General features: G+C 42.3%; 16 protein-coding genes and 1 tRNA gene. 14 read left to right on the top strand and 3 right to left on the bottom strand.

Annotated elements, in window-relative coordinates:
* Positions 1 to 569: 569 nt before the first annotated feature.
* Together dnm_RS06525 and dnm_RS06530 are read right to left on the bottom strand one after the other, a co-directional pair.
* A complete protein-coding gene (locus dnm_RS06525) occupies positions 570 to 941 on the bottom strand; it encodes an RpnC/YadD family protein (protein ID WP_207681877.1) in 372 nt (123 codons plus the stop codon).
* A gap of 289 nt (positions 942 to 1,230) precedes the next feature.
* A tRNA-Leu gene (locus tag dnm_RS06530) sits at positions 1,231 to 1,319 on the bottom strand.
* Between the two features lie 217 nt (positions 1,320 to 1,536).
* Between dnm_RS06530 and dnm_RS06535 the strand changes: the two genes are divergently transcribed.
* From dnm_RS06535 to dnm_RS06585, 11 genes are all read left to right on the top strand, one after another.
* Positions 1,537 to 2,079, top strand: a complete 543-nt coding sequence (locus dnm_RS06535) for a Maf family protein (protein ID WP_246556233.1) — start codon at positions 1,537 to 1,539, stop codon at positions 2,077 to 2,079.
* Positions 2,080 to 2,341: 262 nt separating this feature from the next.
* The gene (locus dnm_RS06540; RefSeq protein ID WP_207681878.1) at positions 2,342 to 2,896 is read left to right on the top strand and encodes a dihydrofolate reductase family protein; all 555 of its coding nucleotides are present in this window, start codon (positions 2,342 to 2,344) and stop codon (positions 2,894 to 2,896) included.
* 51 nt (positions 2,897 to 2,947) lie between these two features.
* Positions 2,948 to 3,274: a GNAT family N-acetyltransferase gene (locus dnm_RS06545; RefSeq protein WP_207681879.1), complete on the top strand. Its 327-nt coding sequence runs from the start codon at positions 2,948 to 2,950 to the stop codon at positions 3,272 to 3,274.
* 97 nt (positions 3,275 to 3,371) lie between these two features.
* Entirely contained in the window at positions 3,372 to 4,613 is a 1,242-nt protein-coding gene (locus dnm_RS06550; protein ID WP_246555998.1) for an ISAzo13 family transposase, read from the top strand.
* 412 nt (positions 4,614 to 5,025) lie between these two features.
* Positions 5,026 to 6,309: a TMEM143 family protein gene (locus dnm_RS06555; protein ID WP_207681880.1), complete on the top strand. Its 1,284-nt coding sequence runs from the start codon at positions 5,026 to 5,028 to the stop codon at positions 6,307 to 6,309.
* A gap of 46 nt (positions 6,310 to 6,355) precedes the next feature.
* Positions 6,356 to 7,120, top strand: coding sequence for a substrate-binding periplasmic protein (locus dnm_RS06560; protein ID WP_207681881.1), 765 nt, complete (start codon positions 6,356 to 6,358; stop codon positions 7,118 to 7,120).
* 207 nt (positions 7,121 to 7,327) lie between these two features.
* Positions 7,328 to 8,260, top strand: coding sequence for a zinc dependent phospholipase C family protein (locus dnm_RS06565; RefSeq protein WP_207681882.1), 933 nt, complete (start codon positions 7,328 to 7,330; stop codon positions 8,258 to 8,260).
* 2 nt (positions 8,261 to 8,262) lie between these two features.
* A complete protein-coding gene (locus tag dnm_RS06570; protein ID WP_207681883.1) occupies positions 8,263 to 8,676 on the top strand; it encodes a hypothetical protein in 414 nt (137 codons plus the stop codon).
* Between the two features lie 101 nt (positions 8,677 to 8,777).
* Positions 8,778 to 9,461, top strand: coding sequence for a YggS family pyridoxal phosphate-dependent enzyme (locus dnm_RS06575; protein ID WP_207681884.1), 684 nt, complete (start codon positions 8,778 to 8,780; stop codon positions 9,459 to 9,461).
* Positions 9,462 to 9,685: 224 nt separating this feature from the next.
* Positions 9,686 to 10,429: a substrate-binding periplasmic protein gene (locus tag dnm_RS06580; RefSeq protein WP_207681885.1), complete on the top strand. Its 744-nt coding sequence runs from the start codon at positions 9,686 to 9,688 to the stop codon at positions 10,427 to 10,429.
* Positions 10,430 to 11,465: 1,036 nt separating this feature from the next.
* On the top strand, positions 11,466 to 14,012 hold the full coding sequence (locus dnm_RS06585; protein WP_207681886.1) for a 4-alpha-glucanotransferase: 2,547 nt from the start codon (positions 11,466 to 11,468) through the stop codon (positions 14,010 to 14,012).
* A gap of 102 nt (positions 14,013 to 14,114) precedes the next feature.
* Here dnm_RS06585 and dnm_RS06590 read toward each other — a convergent pair whose 3' ends face one another.
* On the bottom strand, positions 14,115 to 15,320 hold the full coding sequence (locus tag dnm_RS06590) for a CNNM domain-containing protein (protein WP_207681887.1): 1,206 nt from the start codon (positions 15,318 to 15,320) through the stop codon (positions 14,115 to 14,117).
* A gap of 1,303 nt (positions 15,321 to 16,623) precedes the next feature.
* On the opposite strand from dnm_RS06590, the gene dnm_RS06595 reads away from it, so the two are divergent.
* The 3 genes from dnm_RS06595 (at position 16,624) to dnm_RS06605 (ending at position 20,029) form a co-directional block, all read left to right on the top strand.
* On the top strand, positions 16,624 to 18,006 hold the full coding sequence (locus tag dnm_RS06595; RefSeq protein WP_207681888.1) for a TIGR01777 family oxidoreductase: 1,383 nt from the start codon (positions 16,624 to 16,626) through the stop codon (positions 18,004 to 18,006).
* Between the two features lie 40 nt (positions 18,007 to 18,046).
* Positions 18,047 to 19,201, top strand: a complete 1,155-nt coding sequence (locus dnm_RS06600) for a hypothetical protein (RefSeq protein ID WP_207681889.1) — start codon at positions 18,047 to 18,049, stop codon at positions 19,199 to 19,201.
* A 78-nt stretch (positions 19,202 to 19,279) separates the two neighbouring features.
* Positions 19,280 to 20,029 carry a metallophosphoesterase family protein gene (locus tag dnm_RS06605; protein WP_207681890.1) on the top strand — a complete coding sequence of 250 codons (750 nt, stop codon included), beginning with the start codon at positions 19,280 to 19,282 and terminating at the stop codon, positions 20,027 to 20,029.
* Positions 20,030 to 20,039 lie beyond the last annotated feature (10 nt).

Genomic DNA, 20,039 nt, shown 5'->3' on the forward strand with positions numbered 1-20,039 from the left:
ATCTTTCTGTTTACTGTGTCCTAATCCGGATAAACCGGAAATAACAAATTTAACATTCCAAATTTACAGGGAAAGAGGATAAGAAGGGGAAGAGTGTTTCCCTTTCTTATCCTCTTTCCTTGTCATTATCTGGCCAGGTGATCAGCCCCATTTGCATCACGCTGCCTCCCGAGTCTCGCAGGGAGGGGATATCCGGAGCCTGAAATCGTTTTTCTTTCTCCCCGGCCGGAAAAGAAACCCGGCTTTTTTCCCGGAACAACCCGCCGTGCGTGGGGGAAAAGCCGGGTTTCTCGGCATATGCATCAGGCTAAGACTGCCGGACGGGGTTTGCAACCCCGTCCGAAACGTTTGTTTTCGGGGGTCGGAAAATATTTCGGACGGGGTTGCAAACTCCGTCCGGCAGATCACAGGTTAATAAAAACAATGAGTTACGATCTTAGCCTGATGCATATGGGGTTTCTCGGCCGTCCGGGGAAACAGATGTATAAAAAACTTTTGCCCAAGTAACTTAATTTGATGCTTTCCTGAATCAGCGAAAAAAATGTTGCCCGTTTTTGGCCCGCAGTGCCTTAATGTAACGCCTTTTTATCACCCGGGTTTGTCTGGTTATTCAAATTTAAAACTTTCGCCAGTTCCCTGACTTCGCTGAGTTTCAGCCCCGTGACCTCTGCAATTTCCTGTTTTGTCAGTTTTCCGGTCTTCAGCAAATTCTTTGCAGTCGTTTTTAAGCCTTGCTCAAGGCCTCTTTCATATCCGACTTCTTCAATGGACTGTAACATTTTTGCCTCCTGATAAAGCGGGTCGGTCTGAACAATTTTCTGAAATCGTTTTTCCTCCGCCCCGGTCAATTTCAAGCTTTCCTGAATCAGTGAAAAGAGGGTTGCCCGTTTCCGGCCCTGAGGCATCTTTGCTATTCCTTTTATCGCCTTGGCTTTTATCACCGGGCGTTCTTTTTTGGGGTAGTCTGTCAGAGGCAGATACGCGGCAGCCAGTGGATTGTCCGCCGCCAGCTTCTCAAATTCCTCTGCCTCTAAATATCATCCTGTGATCTCTGTATGCAAACAAAATCCTTTTACCACATACTTTCATTTGGGTCAAACAGGAGCAGCGGGAAACAGAAAACTCGTTTGTCCGATGCCGGTCTGAAAAACAAAAAAAGCCCCGAACCTTTATGTGAATGCTTTCACTACAGGCCGGGGCTTGACTGAACGACTTCTTAATTTATCAGCATGGTGCCTGGGGCGAGAATCGAACTCGCACGACCACTAAGGATCAAGGGATTTTAAGTCCCTTGTGTCTACCTATTCCACCACCCAGGCATCTGAATAACAATGAGTTGCTTTTTACCTCTTATAAATATAATTGTCAAGATCATACACGATTTTTTTTCTATTTTAATGTCATTATTTTTTTATTTCCATCCTTGATGCTTGTCAAACCGCATTTCATCTGATAATAAATCCCCATGCAAAAATTACAAAAAACATCCGATGATCCGATTTTAATCCTTGCTTCCAAATCCCCCGGCGCCGTTATTTGCTGGAGCAGGCAGGGCTTTCATTTTCTGTTATGCCCGGCAGTTTTGATGAAAGTTCCGTTCCCCTGAGCTCGCCTGAAACATATGTAAAAATTTTGGCAGAGGCCAAAGCCGGGGAACTGTCAGAAAAATATCCTGACAGTTGGGTGATCGGGGCAGATACCATTGTTCTGATTGGCGACACCATCCTTGGCAAGCCCGGTTCAAGGGCCGAAGCCCGAACCATGTTAAAGCGTCTCAGCGGCCAGACTCACTGTGTCTTTACAGGGTATTCCATATGTTGCAAATCAAAAAATCGGTATTTTTCAGAAAGCGTTAAGACCGAAGTCCTTTTTAAAGACCTGACAGATGATGAAATCGAATGGTACATCCGTACCAAAGAGCCTTTTGACAAAGCCGGGGCCTATGCCATACAGGGACTTGGCACATTTCTTGTGAAAAGCATTAACGGCTCTTACACAAATGTTGTGGGACTTCCTGTTTGTGAAGTAATTGAAATTCTTATAAAGGAAGGGGTCGTGGTTTTGGAGGTTGAGGGTTAAAATCAGGGCTTAATAATTTGTTATGCCCTCCTTTTATCAGTAAGAGTCAGCAGATCAAAAATGACCCGGAACCGGTCCCGGCGGATTGACAAATCCGCCGGAAATGCCTGACGGGCGAACATTTTGGGAGTAAGATTTTTATTGAAGAAATTGAAAAAAGAAAAATAGTTATTGAGAAAAAAAATGACGAGTTTTAAAGTCATGTCGGCGTCTGTTCAAAAATAGGCATAACCAGAGGTTATGTATTCAAAAAGGAACATCAATGAGCTTAACAACATCCGTATTTATAGCAGCCAGTCTTGATGGTTTCATTGCAAGAGAAGATGATGCCCTTGACTGGTTAGATGCTGCCAACGCAACAGTTCCGGAAGGTGAGGATTGTGGTTTTTTCTCTTTTATGGCGTCTGTTGATGCTTTGGTTATGGGTCGAAATACTTATGAAAAAGTATTATCTTTGGGCCAATGGCCATATGAAAACAAGCCTGTAATTGTTCTGAGCAGTAAAAAAAGTATCAGCATACCAGCCAGCTTAAAAGAAACAGTCAGACATTCATCTGAATCTCCGCAAGAATTGTATAAGCGTTTATCCCAGGAAGGCTTAAAACGCATTTACATAGATGGCGGCATCACAATTCAGCGGTTTTTGGCCGCAAACCTTATTGACGATATGACAATTACCGTTATTCCCACTCTTTTGGGTAAGGGTAAACGTCTGTTTGGTGATTTGGAAAAAGATATACAGCTCAGACACACAGAGACAAAAACCTATGAATTCGGTTTTATTCAGATAACTTATAAGGTAATAAAAACAGCATAAGAAACTGGTTCGTCAGGACGGGTAGTTATGGTGCGTTCAAAAAGGAGCTGCATGAATACAATTCAGATCAGGAAAGCAAAAATCGCTGACCTTCCCAAAATGCAGGAAACCGCAAGACGAACCATAGACAAGTGCTATCGCTCGTTTTTAGGAGATGACAGCGTTGATTGGTTTATTAACAGCGGTGAGTCAGACAATGAACTCCGAAAGTATATTGAAAATTGTGACGTACTGCTGAAAGATAATTCAATAGTCGCCTTCACCATCTATTTCAAAGACCTTATACATCTTATGATGGTTGATGTTGACCTCCATCGTATGGGCATTGGTTCACAACTTCTTGCTTATTCTGAGAATCAGTTATTCATTAAGGAATGAGCATGAAATAATATGCCCATTTTGATTTTTATATGTTAAAAAATTGCGTAATCCTGTAAAGTGTATTTCAAAATCACTTTATCAAAAGGAGATTATTATGCAACCCTATTCCTTAGAAGTAGAAGAAATCATGCGGCGATACTATGAGAGTCTGAATGAAAAAGACCGCCGGCGATATGCCGGTATTGAAGCTTTGAAATTGGGACATGGCGGACAAAATTATATTGCCAAAGTCTTGGGTTGCAGCAGGCGGACTGTGCGCAAAGGAGCGATCGAAGTAAGCGGCCTGCCCGGACACATCGTAGCAAAACAAATTGGAAAATCTCCTGCTGAATCTTCTGAAATACGTAAAAAAGGTGGCGGACGCAAACAGTATCTGACTGAGCACCCTGAAATAGACGAGCAGTTTTTGAATGTGGTGCGTGAGCATACAGCAGGAGATCCGATGGATGAAAAGGTACGATGGACAAATCTGAGGGAGTGGGAAATCGCGGAGGCTCTGGAAAAAAAATACGGAGTAAAAGTGAGTCGTAACATTGTCCGTCAATTGCTCAAAAAGCATGACTATCGGTTGCGTAAAGCTCAGAAACGCAAACCTATGAAAAAAAACGTACCAGATCGCGACGCTCAGTTTGACAATATTTTGAAACTCAGATCAGAATACCGGAAGGCCGGTAATCCCGTTATCAGCATGGATACCAAGAAAAAAGAATATCTTGGAAATTTTTACAGGAAAGGCCGACTATATACGCTGGAGGAATTGCAAGTTTTCGATCATGATTTTACAAGTTTTGCCGAAGGTGTCATAATTCCGCATTGTTTTTATGACCTGCGACTCAATATCGGGTATGTTCAGGTGGGAACAAGTCATGATACCAGTGAATTTGCCTGTGACAGTTTCCGTCATTGGTGGTATGGTTACGGTTGCCGAATATATCCAAATGCCACGTCAGTTTTGATATTGTGCGATGGTGGCGGCAGCAACAGTTCCCGACATTACCTTTTCAAACAAGATTTACAAATTCTGGCGGATGAAATCGGGATTGAAATCCGAATCGCTCATTACCCGCCCTATTGTTCCAAATTTAATCCGATCGAACATCGCCTGTTTCCTCATATTACTCGTGCGTGTCAGGGAGTAATCTTTTCAAGTTTGGAGGTGGTGACTGATCTGATAGCCAAAACACATACCAAAAAAGGTTTAAAAGTCTTTGTCCATGTTATTGATAAAGTCTATGAAACCGGTCGAAAAGTTGCTGAAACTTTTAAATCAGAAATGCGAATTGTATTCGACAAAATTTTACCCAAATGGAATTATCGTGCAATTCCAATAAATTAAAATGGGAAAGTTATTTAATACCGATTCCTAAAGGCAATTCGGTCATCAGACTTGAAACCTTTGAAGGAAATCATCAGGCGATTCACTTTTACATTAAAAATGGCTGGTATGTAACTAAAAAAGAAGAAGATAACGAACACGGTTTTATCAGAGTGTTTTTTAATAAAAAACGTGTACTCTGCTGAAAAAAGGGGCCAACTCCTGCCACAGTTCAGGTTTCAGAGTATCTGTATATTTAAGTACCTGAGCAAAAGTTTTTATATATGTTTTTTTCTATGAGCGGCAAAGAAACCCGGCTTTTTTCTTTCAGGAGAAGAAATTCATTCCGGGAAAAAAGCCGGGTTTCCTCACCGGGTAACCATCGAAAAACTTATGATTAGGTACTTGTTTAAAAATCAGGAAAATCAGAAAAATGGCTGAATACGAAAACAGAGAACGGTTTATTCCTTTTCGGAAATCAGAAATTATCACTTTGGCCTGTGAAGAGGGAACATTTGATCACGCGGAACAGGAAAAGTTTCTCTCTGTCTGTAAAATTTTAGAGAGCATTTATCATTTTGAATTTCATAAGAAATCAGAGCTTCTCAAAGAAAATTATTATCCGTTTAATCCTGATAAGGACACCCGGACGATGCGTAACTATTCACCGGAAGATATCAGGAAATCAGAAAATAATCTCATAGAAAATTTCAAAGCAATCTTAAATGACGCCAATTATGAAGAGATTACCGAAGAAGACCTGGCATATGCCATTGAAAAAGAATCCCTTTTCCAAATCAGCCTGCTTGTGGATTTTGATGACTTTGACAGCCGGCTCATCTTCTGGCGGGGAATAAAGTCCAAAAAAGTCACCTTTAAGAAATGGTTTGTAAAAAAAATGGAAGTGGATATTCCCATCTTTGAACGGGTGGCAATGCTTATAAAATTCAAAGATGCAGCCTATTTTGAAGCAAAAAAGCGAAAAGACCTCCATTTTGAGCCGGAAAGCATGATTATAAAGCTTTTCAAAAACATCCCCAAGGCTGACATAGAAATGCTTTTTCCCAATACGCAGGTGCGGATGAAATTGAAAGATATGCTGCTGATGGGCGGAACAGCCATTGGCGGCGGCATCGCAGTCTTCCTTAAAACCAGTGCCGGTCTTATTGCCATGGCTTCGGTACTCTGGTTCATGATCAGTTCTTTCATCACCGGAGGGGATATTCCCCCGCTCCGTCCTGCTGAAATATCCGGAATGATCGCAGGCGTGAGCGCTTTGGCGGCTCTTGGCGGATTTGTCCTGAAGCAATGGAACAATTACAAAAACCGTAAAATCCGATTTATGAAAACCCTGGGAGATAATCTTTATTTTAAAAACCTGGGCAACAACGCGGGGGTGTTTCATCATATCATTGATGCGGCAGAAGAAGAGGAATGTAAGGAAGCTGTGCTAAGTTATTATTTCCTGCTCCGGGACGGAAACGGTCTGACTGAATCGGCTTTGGATAATGTTATTGAAGCGTGGTTTGAAAACACGCACGATGTCCGGGTTGACTTTGAGATAAAAGACGCGTTGCGTAAACTAAAAGAACTCGCTCTTTGCAAGGTCATCGGGCAAGATGAAAAAGGGGAAGATATCTTTCAGGCCGTCTCTCTGGATATGGCTTTGGAACGATTGGATTATATTTGGGACAACTATTTTCAGTTTAATGTCTGAGCCACTTCCAGATAACAGGCACAAACTTCAACCAAAGGAGGGAAGCATGAGCATTTTTTCCAAAACAGGATTCATATTATTTCTGACATTATCTTTATCTGCTTTCGCATTTGGACAAGATATTAAAATAATTCATGTTGTCACACCGTCATGGGAAGGCTTCACAAACAAAGACGGAACAGGACTTTTTTTTGATATTGTCCGTAAAGTGTATGAACCTGTCGGTATAAAAATGAAACACGAAATTGTTCCCTGGGAACATGCCGAGACAATGGTAGGCTCAGGCAAAGCCGATGCCATGCTAAGTGTGGCTGTGCAAAATATCGGCAAAGAAATGCTTGCGCCTAAATATCCTATGGTTATAGAATACACGGTCGCTGTTTTTAAAAAAAGTAAAATAGGGGAGTGGAGAGGCTTGGAAACACTCGGAGGCAGGCAGGCAATATGGATTCACGGATATGACTTTCATAAAAATCCGAATATCAGAGGAATAAAATTAAAATGGAGTGAAGTTGACACGCATGGTCAGGCATGGGACATGCTAAAGAAAGATAAAACTGAGGTTCTTATGGATGCGCTTGCTGGAATAGAGTATTATATCAGAAAAAACAATATTGATTTCACCCCCTTTGGAATAGAACCTCTCTGGGGAGAGAAGATGTATATGGCTTTTTCAAAATCCGAAAGATCAGAAAAACTCATTGAAATTTATGATAAAAGGATAATGAAATTAGTTAACTCCGGTGAATTAAAAAAAATTTTTGAAAAATGGGATTTGTATCCGTTTCCGCCTGATGCCTGGAAAGAATAACAAAACCACAGGGATTTCTGACAGTAAAAGGGATTTTCTATTCCCAAATGTGATTTTTTTCTTACCATAATGTGATGTATTTATTTAAATTTCTATGTAGAAAAAAGCGACAAGTCAGAGATAAGAAAATTTTTTTCCTTTTCTTATCCCAGTTCCTTGTAATTTTTGCAGACTTTTTTTAACCCTTAACAGAAAGGAGCAAGTGTTATGTCCGGTGCTTACACCCACATTACGCTGGAAAACGAAATGAAGGAACCCATGCGGCTTGAGGCCATCCCGGGATTCCCGGAAGATGCCATCATAGCCATACTGGATTACTTCAAATTTTGTGAATTAGGGGCTGTGGCCCCTGACTATCCCTACCTCGCTCTTGAAACTCCCGAAGCCGCTGAATGGGCCGATGCCATGCACTACACCCGAACGGGTGAAATGATTCATGCGGGGATTCGTCATCTTCGTGAAACAGAGAGTGAGGCGCAGCAAAAAGGACTTGCCTTTCTGCTGGGATATTCTGCCCATGTCGCAACGGATGTGACCATACATCCTGTTGTTGAGGGAATCGTCGGGCCTTACCATGAAAATAAGTCCGGCCACCGAATTTGTGAAATGAATCAGGATGTCTATATTTTTCAGCGTCTGAACCTGGGGGACATCGGACTTGCCGACCATCTGGATTCCGGCATCGGAATATGCAGTGACCCTGATGACCCTGATCAGCTTGATCCGGATGTTCTGAACCTTTGGGAGAATATGCTGCGGGATGTCTATCCTGATGAATTTGAAGCAAACCCGCCTGATATCAGCAAGTGGCACCTCCGTTTCAGGCAGATTGTCGGAGACATTGCCGGAAGCGGAGATATGCTCCTGCCCCTTGCCCGCCATGTGGCTTCGGGTCATGGTCTGGTTTATCCGCTCAAGGATGAAGTGGATATGCAGTATGTTGAGGATTTGGAGACCCCGGAGGGACCGATGCACTTTGACGACCTTTTTGACAAGGCCATCAGTAATGTTGAGGGGGTATGGTCGCTGGTGGCCCGAGGTGTTCTGGAAGGTGATGACGAATGCTTTGAGCAGATCGGCAATTGGAATCTTGACACTGGCAGAGATGAAGATGACCAACTGGTTTTTTGGGAGGAATAAAAATGAAAAAAATACTTGTTGTTGTTCTGGCACTGATGCTCGCGGTTTCCATAGGCTGCGGAAAAAAAGATAAACCTGACAAAAAGGTGATGAATAAGCTGGCTTCATCCCTGACAAAACTTGCCTCAGCCGTGGAATCAACCGTGCGTTATAAAAAGCCGCCCAAAGGTATCAGCGATCAGGAACTGCTGAAACTGGCAACCAAGCATGATCCGAGACTTCTTGAGCCATTCAAGGAATATACCGTCAAAGTGTCTCAGAAAAACAGACACGCCATTGTCCTTGTCTGCACAAAAGACGGCAAGCGGGGACTTTTAGAAGATGCCGGATGCAGCGGCCCCATGGATAAACATCTGTGGGAAACTTCGTCATCCTGTAAATTTACATTAACTGTTGATGATGTCTGTAAAAAATGAGAGAATTGAGAATTGAGAATTGAGAATTGAGAATTGAGAATTGAGAATTGATCTTTTTGACTTCTCTTTTCTCTTTTCTCACTTCAAAAAAGGGGGAGGATTTGAAGGAAAGACTGGAAAGTGTAAAAGATCGCATCAGACAGGTTGCCGATAAATGTGGAAGGAATCCCGAAACGGTCCGTCTTGTGGCGGTGAGCAAAACCATGTCTGCGGATAAGGTCAGGGAAGCCATTGACGGGGGGGCTGCCATCTTCGGAGAAAATTATATTCAGGAGGCCCGGGAAAAAATCGAAGCGCTGTCGTCATATCCTGTGTCGTGGCATTTTATCGGCCATCTTCAGACCAACAAGGCAAAATACGTTGTAAAATTGTTTGATCTCATTCATTCTGTTGACACGCTCAAACTTGCCCGTGAGCTGAACAAACAGGCAGGCAAGATAAATAAGATTCAGGAGATACTGATACAGGTCAATATCGGCGAGGAAGCTTCAAAATCAGGTGCTTCTGTGAAGGAACTGAAAAAGCTGACTGAAGACATCAGCCAGCTTGAAAATCTGGCTGTCAGAGGACTGATGATCATTCCTCCGTTTTATAATGAGCCTGAAAAAGTGCGCCCTTTTTTCTCAACGCTCAGGGAACTGCGTGATGAAATCAGAAAGGAAGCCATTCCCAATGTGGCAATGGATGAGCTTTCCATGGGCATGACCGGTGATTTTGAGACTGCCATTGAAGAAGGCGCAACCCTTGTGCGCATCGGAACGGCCATTTTCGGGGAAAGGAAATAATTATAAGTGCCTGAAATGCCTGAAGTGAGCTAAAGTGCCTGAAGTGCCTGAAGTTAAAATACTTTCATGCTTTTTTATGAGCGGCAGATCATAGCCGTTATATGAAAGTGTCATGGTAATTTTGCTGTTCTGGCTGTCCCTCTATAATTCAGAGAAAGAAAATAACTATGAAAGGGTCATGCATTTTAATCTGAAAATCTCAAACTGATATAGGGAAAAGCTATATGAAAAAAAAGTTTATTACAGCCTTAATTATCTCAGCTTTGTTTTCATCGTCTGATGTTTCAGCTGAAAATATCATTTTTGTCACTCTGGAAAAAGATATACCTCCTAATATGTATAAAGAAAATGATCAACTCAGAGGTATTTATGTGGAAATCATACGAGAAGCCTGTAAAAGAGTTAATGCCGAAGCTGAATTCCATCAATATCCTTGGAAGCGGTGTGTGAGGTACATGAAAAAAGGAAAAGCAGATGCCATTTTTCCTCCGATCCGCACCGAAGAGCGAACCAAATTTCTGTATTTTCCTGAAGAGCCGATGACGGTTAAGAAGATCGCAGTTTTTTCTCTGAAGAAAAGGGGGATGAAACTGGAAAAACTTGATGGCCTGAAAGGTAAAGTCGTAGGGGTGAACCAAGGCTATTCCTACGGAACAGAATTTGACTCTTATCAGGGTTTGAAAAAGGACTATTCCAAAAATATACATATGCAGGTGAAAAAACTTTTACACGAACGTATGGATGTAGCTGTGGCTGTCGAGGCTCCTTTCAGATTTTTCATCAAAAAGCTCGGACTTGCTGATAAGATCGAGACAACATATATCATATCCCAAGTATCGTCATATGTAGCCTTTTCCAAAGCCATAGGTGAGAGGGGCAGGTTATTGTCAGAGAAATTCAGTCAGGCTCTGAGTAAATTGAAAAAGGAAGGCGTAGTTCAGAAAATTGAAGATAGCTATTTAAAATAGAAATTAAACAAAATATGACTCAGACCTTGGACGACTGTCAGGTGTCATACTGTCCGCTGGCATAAACTGCGCTTTTTCAAAATATCAGTAGATCGAAAAGTTTCCGGACTGTGTGCGGTGCGGCAGAGAAACCCGGCTTTTTTTCCCCGGACAGAAGGCTCCCCCCGCCGGAAAAAGCCGGGTTTCTCCCCATATGCATCAGGCTAAGAATGCGGGACGGCTGCCGGACGGGGTTTGCAACCCCGTCCGAAACGTTTGCGGGCGGCGATCCGGAAAATATTCCGGACGGGGTTGCAAACCCCGTCCGGCAAAATCAGAGTTAATAAAAACAGTAGGTTGTAATCTTAGCCTGATGCATATGGGGTTTCTCCCCCGTTCGCCGTGTCTGTCCCGCGACAGCCCGAAAACTTTTCGATCTACTGAATATGGTTCTTCCGAAAAAATTGGAAGACCGGGACAAATTCATAAAACAAAAGGTTTGTCCTGTCAAAGTGAAATCATATCTGCCGGATATGCAGACGCTCAGAAATCAGGCGGACTATGAAAATGAAACTATTGTAGGGCACACCATAAATGGGACTAATTTTTTTGACAGCAACAGTTTAATTCTGCTATCATAATAATTATGCGCAAACAAGGAAAAGCTTTAACTCCGGAAGAAAAATGGATGGTCTTGAATGTTTTCCGAAACTGTGAAAAAGAGTGCGGTGGGTTTCGCTTCGCTCCACCCACCCTACATTTCCACATTTCCGGGTATTTTATTTTTGGAAAAATCCCTAAAAGGACTGCTGACGACGGCTGAAACCAGAGTGCGGTGGGTTCCGCTTCGCTCCACCCACCCTACATTTCCACATTTCCGGGTATTTTATTTTTGGAAAAATCCCTAAAAGGACTGCTGACGACGGCTGAAACCAGAGTGCGGTGGGTTCCGCTTCGCTCCACCCTACATTTCCACATTTCCGGGTATTTTATTTTTGGAAAAATCCCTAAAAAGACTGCTGACGGCGGCTGAAACCAGAAGGAAAAAGATCATTTTATGAAAAAGTTTTTTATTGAAAAAGCATCCAAAGCATTTTTAGGTATTCGTTCAATGGGATTATTTGCGCCGCTGTCATACTGGAGGAGTCAGCATGACAGCGGCATCGGCGATCTGGATGTGTTGTTAAAAGTCATTGCGTTTGCAAAAAAAACACATATCTCCGTACTTTCATTATTACCGCTGAATATCCCGCTTTATGATAACTGTCCCTATGCCAACGCGAGCGCTTATGTTTTCGACCCTGTATATATCGGATTGAATATGATGCTGGATGACTTAGGTTTTGGGAAAAAAGATGCTTGTTTTTGTCCGGAAATATGCTCGCTTCTATCCTCTCTCAATGAAGAAGCCGCTCTTCTGAGGCGTAATAAAAAGTCTGAAAATCGGAAGGCTGGTGAATGTAAATATAAAGTGTTCAGGTCGGTATTCGGAAAATTTAAAAAATATGAATTAAAACAAGAAGGTCCTAAGATCGCTGACTTCCTGGCAAATCCGGTCAGTGATCCGGATGTCACCCGAGGAAGCATTAAAACACGGGAGTTTAAAAAATACTGTATCTCAAATCAGTGGCTGGCAGATCATCTTTTATTTTTTATTCTGGCAAAGGAATTCAAAACAGATGATTTTCGTTTCTGGCCCCGGGAAATTGCATTGCGCGTCCCCAAAGTGATTCAGGATTTAAAGCAAAAACATAAGCAGGAGATATTGTTTGAGGCATTTTTACAATGGATGCTGACAGCGCAGTTCAAATTTATCAGAACCAAGGCCGGCAAAGGGGAATTCAAAGTTGATCTTATGCTTGATCAGCCTTATGCCTTTGGCAATGCAGATATCTGGTGCAATCCAGAGGCATTTCTGATGGATCCCCGTACTCTTAAAAGGGAATACACACAAGGTGCCCCGCCTCACCAGCTTGATATCCCGCAGCATTGGCAGTTTTATCTTCCGGATATTCAACATCCGGCCTCAAAATCTCTGCTGCTTGAGAGGCTGTTGTTTTTTTTACAGTTTTCCGATCTGTTAAGGATTGATCATTTATTGGGATATTATCGGCTGTATTATATGACCGAAGACAGCAATTGGGAAATGACGCTGGAAAAGATGGGAATATGGAACGAGACAGACAAGGTCTTTAAAGGTGATCTTCCTAGAAAAGAAAAAAGAACACAAATATATACGCTTATCAAAAAAGGGATTAAAGAGACATTTCCTCCCGAGGCGGTGTCTCGGTTGTTTGATGAATCCGGCGATCTGAAGCATGCCCATGTGATCTTTGCCGCACGTAAGCAGACAGATCAGAGAGCGTATGAACATTCCCAGTGCGGCTGGTACAGCCAGGATTCTTCGGAACATGGGCAAAAGTTGCTTTATACGCTTCTCAGCCCGAACCAATTCACGGATACGGATTATCTGGAAAAAATTATAAAAGAAAAAGAAATGTTTTTGTCACCTTCTGACAGTATCCGCGTCGGTTTTTTTAATATGGGATTGGGAGAGGAAATCATATCTCAGTTTATGCAATATGCACAGGAACAGGGGAAATCATTGATTTTTGAGAATCTGGGGGTTGTTCCCGAACAAATCACCCGCTCGCTGAATGAACTCGGGGCAACTGAATTTAAGCCGCTGTTTTTCGGGTACCAGCATTTTATAGGAGATCATACTGCTTTTTGGTTTGACCGTATTACCCCAAATTCCCATGTGTGTTTTTCAACTCATGATACAATCACAATTCGGGGATGGTGGGAAGGGAAAGAAAAGTGGGCCAAAAAAAAATATTATTTTAAAAATGATGAACAAAAGCAGAAGGTCATCAACTGGCTTGTTCAGCAGGATTATCTGACTGACGACCTTGCCCAACAAGCGGATTTGGATACATTAGGCAGCGATCTTCTTTGTTCAGTGCTGAACTCTGTGACAGATTCAAACGGAAGAGATGCTGTGATAATGATGTCAAATCTGTTCGGCTCGGGCGATGAGGGTATTATCAACATGCCGGGACATGCGGGTTTCTGGACAGCCCGCGCGCCTGTAACCATAGAAGAACTCCTTGATGAAACAGATGAGGATTCACAGAAAGAATACAGCAATATTGCATCCCGGGCAGTTGATTTAATAAAATTCCTTGTTCAGAAGAAAGAAAGAGATGCTTTTCATAAACAGGTTCAATGGTTCGATCCCGGGACACCTCGCATTATCGCAACGCATCCTGTGATGGGGGAGGGTTCAAAACAACTGCGTTTTGAAGGTGAAGACTTTCTTGTTGACGCGGCAGTTTACGGAGAATGTCAGAGCGCGGCCGTTGTTTTTGATAATGGCAGAAAGGAAGCCATGCAGGAGATAGATGTTAAAAACGGGCTTTTTTCAGGGCTAAAAATATTTCGGGCATATATTCCTGTTGATGATGAAATGAAAGGGGTGTTCCCGTTTCAAATCTCGCTGAACGGAAATTTGCAGCCTGAAAAGGGATATCTGATTGGCTGTGCCCGGGGAACAGATATGAATCCGCTTTCCGCACAATATGGTCAGATAAAAGCGGTCTGAAATTTTTTTCAGTATTCAATTATCAGCAGATTTGAAATTTGCGACAGGATTTTTTGCCAGACAGGATTTGCAACCCCTGTCTGGCAAATGATCTGACAGTATTTACTTTTCAATAGCTTGATTTACATCAGCATTCTCAGACGGTTCATTGCGCTCGGATATCTCTGTGTTCTCAGCAGGTGCATCTGCCTCACTGCGCTCGTCGGATATCTCTGCGTTCTCAACAGGCTTAATTGCCTCACCGCCGCTCGTCTGGTTTACCTCATCTGCAATCAGTCCGATATTCCGCGCCCGCTTTTCCCATAATGCACGAGCCAGCGCCTGCATATCAACAGTCTTGTCCGCTTCATCAACGATCTCCAGCCCCAGCAGGGTTTCGACCACGTCTTCCAACGTGACAATCCCTTCCATGCCGCCGTATTCATCCACGACCAGCACAATATGCTCCCGGCGGTCAAGCAGAAACTCGAACAGTTCGGAAACCGAGTCTGTGCTGGGAACCGCCTTTATATCCCGCTTAAACTCGTGAAGTTGCGAATTGTGCATATCCCGGGCCTGAGCCAGAAGGATATCATCTTTCAGGACAAAGCCGGTAATGTCGTCACGGTCCCGGTTGTAAATCGGAATACGAGAAAAAGGGGTCTGATAGTGCTGTTCAAAAAAATTGTCAATGCTGATGTTCTGCTGCAATGCAAAGACTACCGTGCGCGGGGTCATAATACTTTTAATTTTTGTTGAACTGAGACGAAAAAGATTCTTTAAAATACGAGATTCTTTTACCGCAAGTTGCCCCTCCCTGGCTCCGAGATCCGCCATGGCTGCGAATTCTTCCCGGCTGAACCCTTTTAATTCAGAGGATTTTGAAAGCCTCTTTGTCAGTGTCTGGGAAAGAAAAACAAGTGGGAATAATATCCACACCAAATATCTGAGAAACGTCGCCACTACCGGCGCAAGCTGACGCCAGTAGCTTGCACCAAGTGTTTTGGGAATAATTTCAGAAAAAATCAGGATAGACAAAGTCATGACGGCAGATATGACACCGATGTACTCATTGCCAAAAATCACAGCCGCTTCCGCCCCCACACCGGCTGCACCAAAAGTGTGTGCGATGGTGTTCAGCGTAAGGATTGCCGCCAAAGGGCGATTCACATCATCTTTAAGCTTGCGCAGCAGTTTGCCGGTTCGCTTTCCCTTTTGTTCCAGTGATGCAATATAAGGCGAGGTCACACTCAGCAGAACCGCTTCGGCAATTGAGCAAAAAAAAGAAAATATCAAGGCTATTGAAACATAAAGAATAAGAAGTAGCATATAATTTCCAAGTTAAGCAGCCGGACATAAGTTTTTTTACATCCGTATCTTATTGAAAATATGTAAAAACTTTTATCAAGGCACTTATAATTTAAAAATAGAAATCTGATCTTGTAACGACTCAGAAGCCATAACGAATAAGCACAAAACCTTTTGAAATCCGAGTGCATGGAAAAACCGGACCATACACTCCGGCCGATCCGGGTCCTTATTTCCAAACGTCTCAGACTCCTGGCACCTGAATACCTGAATGCCAATTTTTTATTTTTTATTAATCTGAAACCTGGCAACTGTTGACGCAGATTCTGCATCGCCCGATGAACAGAGTGCTGACATAAACCCTTCATAGCAGAGAGTTAAAAAAGTTTCAAGTTTATATGAAAGAGATAATTGATAAAATTCCGGCATCACTTTCATACTTCGTTGTGATCGGGGATCATTGATTTGTCTCTTGTTATTTGCAATTTGCCACGGCTTTTATCGTTCGTTGTGACTGGCAGTTCATGCCCGTTTATGGGTACGGGGTCGTGACTGTTATTGGTATTCAAAAATTTCATCTTTGACCCAGAAAACAAACTCTTTGTATAAATTCAGTATATTCATGGTATATAAAAATAGCAAAGAACCGATTTTCCTTTTTTGTGTCTGTTTCAAATTGACAAACCAGACCCCGGCTTTGGCGGATTCCCCAATCTGGCAGGAGCGGACAGAGGGAAATTTTCTGATTATAACGGATTTAGGGAAGACCGGTAAAAAGCCCTGTAAGGGCGGCATATTTATAGAATCAGGCAGTTCCGAACAGATCCGGAGTGCAAAAATTTTATTTTTGCGCCTGCGAAAAAGCATTTTTCGCACTCCGGCAAAGCATTTTTCGCACTCCGGATGCTACAAATATGCCACCCTTACGGGGCTTGGTCGGCCCTCCCCTGAATCCGTTATAATCAGGAAATTTTTATCATTTTCTAACATAAACGAAAAAACAGATTTATTAATATACCAATGAGTTCCATAAAGCAAACCATAAGCTGAGGATTTGAGCAAGGTCTTTTTCATATTTCGTCAGGTTATATAAAAATTGATAAAATATGAAACATTTTATTACAAGATTATCAACGGGTCAGAAAATGCCCTCCGCGGGGAAACCAACTCGGATTTATTCAACTTTTCGATCTGCTGACTGATATGAAAATTTTAGTTGAATGCACTAAAAAAATTTGCTATTTTTATTTTTTGTGGTAAAATTACAAATTTGAGCCTTTGAAAAAAGAAAATCCCCAAAAATAATCCGGGTATCAGAAACACTATGAAAAAAGAGATTTTTATAAAACGCTCACGTATAACTGCCCCGGTTGAAACCGTTTTCAAGTGGCATTCACGGCCAGGCGCGCTTGAAAGGCTGAGTCCTCCCTGGGATCCCGTCTGTGTCATGGAAAGAAAAGGCGGAATCCGGAAAGGTGCCAAGGTGGTTCTGAAAATGAAAGCAGGGCCTGTTCCTTTTAAATGGATTGCAGAACATACAGAGTATAAAGAAAACCGCCTGTTCAGAGACAGACAGGTAAAAGGTCCTCTGGCTCAGTGGATTCATACTCACAAATTTGAGCCTGACGGCCCCTGTGCCTGTTTTCTTGAAGACCGCATTGACTATGCCCTCAGGTTTCACCCTTTTGGAAATTTTTTTGCAGGCCATAATGTTCGAAATAAACTTGAAAGAATTTTTAATTATCGTCATACCACACTTGCCCGGGATATCGCTGCTCATTTGCCAATGACAGGTAAATCACCTCTGAATGTTTTGGTTTCAGGGGCAAGCGGCATTTTGGGGTCTGCGCTTGTTCCGTTTCTGACAACCGGGGGACATCGGGTGGTCGGTCTTGTCAGAAGAAAACCTGTCCCGGAAAAAGAAGAGATTTACTGGAACCCTGTTTCCGGTCATCTTGATCTGAATGAACTTGGCGGAATTGATACGGTGGTCCATCTCGCGGGTGAAAATATTGGTCAGGGGAGATGGACAGAGAAGAAAAAGAAAAGAATCCTTGAGAGCCGGACAAAAGGAACCGCCCTGATTGCCAGAAAAGTGGCAGAACTTGACCCGCGGCCCCGCGTGCTGGTGTGCGCCTCAGCCATCGGATACTATGGAAACCGGGGGGACAGGATGCTTACAGAAAAAGACGGCCCTGGCGATGATTTTATTTCCAGGGTGTGTCATGAATGGGAGCAGGCGGCTGCCCCTGCCATTGAAAAGGGGATCCGGGTGGTTTTTCTGCGAATCGGAATTTCGCTGACACCTGCCGGGGGAGCTTTTGCAAAACTTTTGCCACCTTTTCAGATAGGGATCGGGGGCAAAATCGGTACTGGCAGACAATTTATGAGTTGGATTGAGGCGGATGATGTTATCGGAGCTATTTACCATTCAATAATAAACGAAAACTTGGAAGGGCCGGTGAATGTGGTCTCACCCAATCCCGTAACAAATCTTGAGTTTACAGAAACCCTGGGAAAAGCTGTTTCACGCCGGACCCCGTTTTCAATACCTGAGACAGCCATAAAAATTGCCTTCGGAGAGATGGGCAAAGAAATTCTTCTCTCAAGCACGCGGGTTAAACCAGAAAAACTTCTGAAAACAGGATACAGATTTCGTAATCCGAATATTGAAGGAACGATTTCACATCTTCTTGGCAAGTTATAGATAGGAATTGAAAATTAAGAATTGAGAATTAGGAATATAAATGAGTATCAGATTCAGGTCAGTTTTAATGATATTGATGTCATCCGCGCTGTTTTTCGGTTTTTTACATCTTTTTGTTCCGGAGGGAGTAACACATAATTTTGAGCGTCTTCATATATTTCTTTTTAATTTATGCAGCGGGGGGACCATTGTTCTTTATTTCACCGAAAATCAGAAAAAAGCATCCAAAAAGGTGATTCTTTTTTGCTTATTGGCAGTCATTTACGCAATCCTGGCGTTTTTTGAACACTATATACCCGCTATGCTGATGTCTCTTGGCCTTGCATTTGTTGTGGAAACAGTAAGAGTAAAAAAATTTACATTCTTTCCGGTTGATTTTTTCAAATCATCTGTACCGGTTTCTGAAAAATTTCATCAGGCATCCCTTCTTTGTCTTTCCATTGGTCTGGTAATTTCATGTCTGGTAATTCTGAATAACAATTATCTGGGAATAATATCCTTTCCCAAGCTGAAGCTTGACACATTTTTTCTCGGATTTTCTTTTCCGCTCTCTCTGATTACAATGTCAGTGATGTTTTCATTTATGAGAGACAGGACAGAATTTAAAATTCAAAACTCAAAGTTTAAAAAGCTTCACACTGTATTTCGCGCCCCGCATTCCGCATTTTTAAAGAACGCGGGCTTCTGGAGCATAAACCTCGGGGTCATCATATTTTTTCTTTTTATACTCTTTGAAAAACTTGTTTTGCAACTTGTTGTTACGACAATTCTTTTTCTTACTGTTATCATGATTTTTTATCTGTTTTGCGGACTCGGGGTGAATATCCAACAGAAGAACTTTTTAGCATCAGGTATGGGGTTTCTCCTGTTCACATCAGTAACCGGAATACTTTACATTATATTGGAATTTTTCCCCGAATATTATGCCGGAGATACGTCAGAGTTACTTTTAAAATTGCATTCATTTGCTTCGTTATACGGATGGAATCTGAGCGGTCTTGCTGTCATATGCAGGCATCGGGATTTTCCAATACGTCTTCATTCAAACAGCGTTATTATATTTCATTGGATTACAGTGCTGGTGCTTGCGCCCATGGGAATCTATTTTCGTTTCTTTGCCATTTGCGCAATTTTTTGCTATACTGTTTTTCTTTATCTTATTTTTTCCAGTAAAGGGTTGAAACTTCAAACATAAAATATTGGAAACTGAAAACAGCATAGCCTGCAACTATCGAGTTTCAAGTTTTAAGTTTCAAGTTTCAAATTTCAAATTATGAAAATTGCTGTTATTTCCGATATCCACGGCAACCTGGACGCATTCAGAGAGGTATTAGCTGATATTGACAGGTCGAATGTTGATGCGATTATCAGCTTGGGAGATAACATCGGATACGGGCCTGAACCCGAGGGTGTGGTGAGGCTTATCCGTAAACGTAAGATCCCTTCTGTTATGGGAAACCATGAACTGGTTGTAGCAGATCGGAGACATCTGGAATGGTTTAACCCAATTGCCCGTAAATCTTTGCAAAAAACAATTTCCATGCTGTCAAATGACTCTATCAACTTCATTTGCGGTATGAAGCCATACATACTCTGTAAAAAATATCGCTTTGTACACGGGTTTCCGCCCGACTCGCCCACGACCTATTTATTTCATGTTTCGGAGGAGAAGCTTCAGGAAGTTTTTGAACAGATGAAAGAAGAAATCTGTTTTATCGGGCATACACATGAATTGGAAATCATTGGTTTTGACAGACGAGCCATTAGCCATCCGGACGAAAAGGCAATTACCCGGACACCGATGCACAAAGGGATAACATTCCTTTATGATGAAAAAAAATATATTATAAACGTGGGCAGCGTAGGACAGCCAAGAGACGGGGATAATAATTCAAAATATGTGATATGGGATACATTGAATTACCATATCGAAGTAAAATATATTCCTTACGACATTGCCACGGTTGTTAATAAAATTTTCAAAGCAGGTCTTCCCAAAGCTCACGCCAACCGGCTTTGGTGAAAAAACCGGG

Origin of the sequence: Desulfonema magnum (assembly GCF_017377395.1) — a bacterium.
GTDB classification, from domain to species: domain Bacteria; phylum Desulfobacterota; class Desulfobacteria; order Desulfobacterales; family 4be13; genus Desulfonema_C; species Desulfonema_C magnum.

Bases quoted from the DNA above. Each gene is read 5' to 3' on its own strand.
- dnm_RS06540 (WP_207681878.1), top strand. From the start codon at position 2,342: ATGAGCTTAACAACATCCGTATTTATAGCAGCCAGTCTTGATGGTTTC.
- dnm_RS06545 (WP_207681879.1), top strand. From the start codon at position 2,948: ATGAATACAATTCAGATCAGGAAAGCAAAAATCGCTGACCTTCCCAAA.
- dnm_RS06550 (WP_246555998.1), top strand. From the start codon at position 3,372: ATGCAACCCTATTCCTTAGAAGTAGAAGAAATCATGCGGCGATACTAT.
- dnm_RS06555 (WP_207681880.1), top strand. From the start codon at position 5,026: ATGGCTGAATACGAAAACAGAGAACGGTTTATTCCTTTTCGGAAATCA.
- dnm_RS06560 (WP_207681881.1), top strand. From the start codon at position 6,356: ATGAGCATTTTTTCCAAAACAGGATTCATATTATTTCTGACATTATCT.
- dnm_RS06565 (WP_207681882.1), top strand. From the start codon at position 7,328: ATGTCCGGTGCTTACACCCACATTACGCTGGAAAACGAAATGAAGGAA.
- dnm_RS06570 (WP_207681883.1), top strand. From the start codon at position 8,263: ATGAAAAAAATACTTGTTGTTGTTCTGGCACTGATGCTCGCGGTTTCC.
- dnm_RS06580 (WP_207681885.1), top strand. From the start codon at position 9,686: ATGAAAAAAAAGTTTATTACAGCCTTAATTATCTCAGCTTTGTTTTCA.
- dnm_RS06585 (WP_207681886.1), top strand. From the start codon at position 11,466: ATGAAAAAGTTTTTTATTGAAAAAGCATCCAAAGCATTTTTAGGTATT.
- dnm_RS06590 (WP_207681887.1), bottom strand. From the start codon at position 15,320: ATGCTACTTCTTATTCTTTATGTTTCAATAGCCTTGATATTTTCTTTT.
- dnm_RS06595 (WP_207681888.1), top strand. From the start codon at position 16,624: ATGAAAAAAGAGATTTTTATAAAACGCTCACGTATAACTGCCCCGGTT.
- dnm_RS06600 (WP_207681889.1), top strand. From the start codon at position 18,047: ATGAGTATCAGATTCAGGTCAGTTTTAATGATATTGATGTCATCCGCG.
- dnm_RS06605 (WP_207681890.1), top strand. From the start codon at position 19,280: ATGAAAATTGCTGTTATTTCCGATATCCACGGCAACCTGGACGCATTC.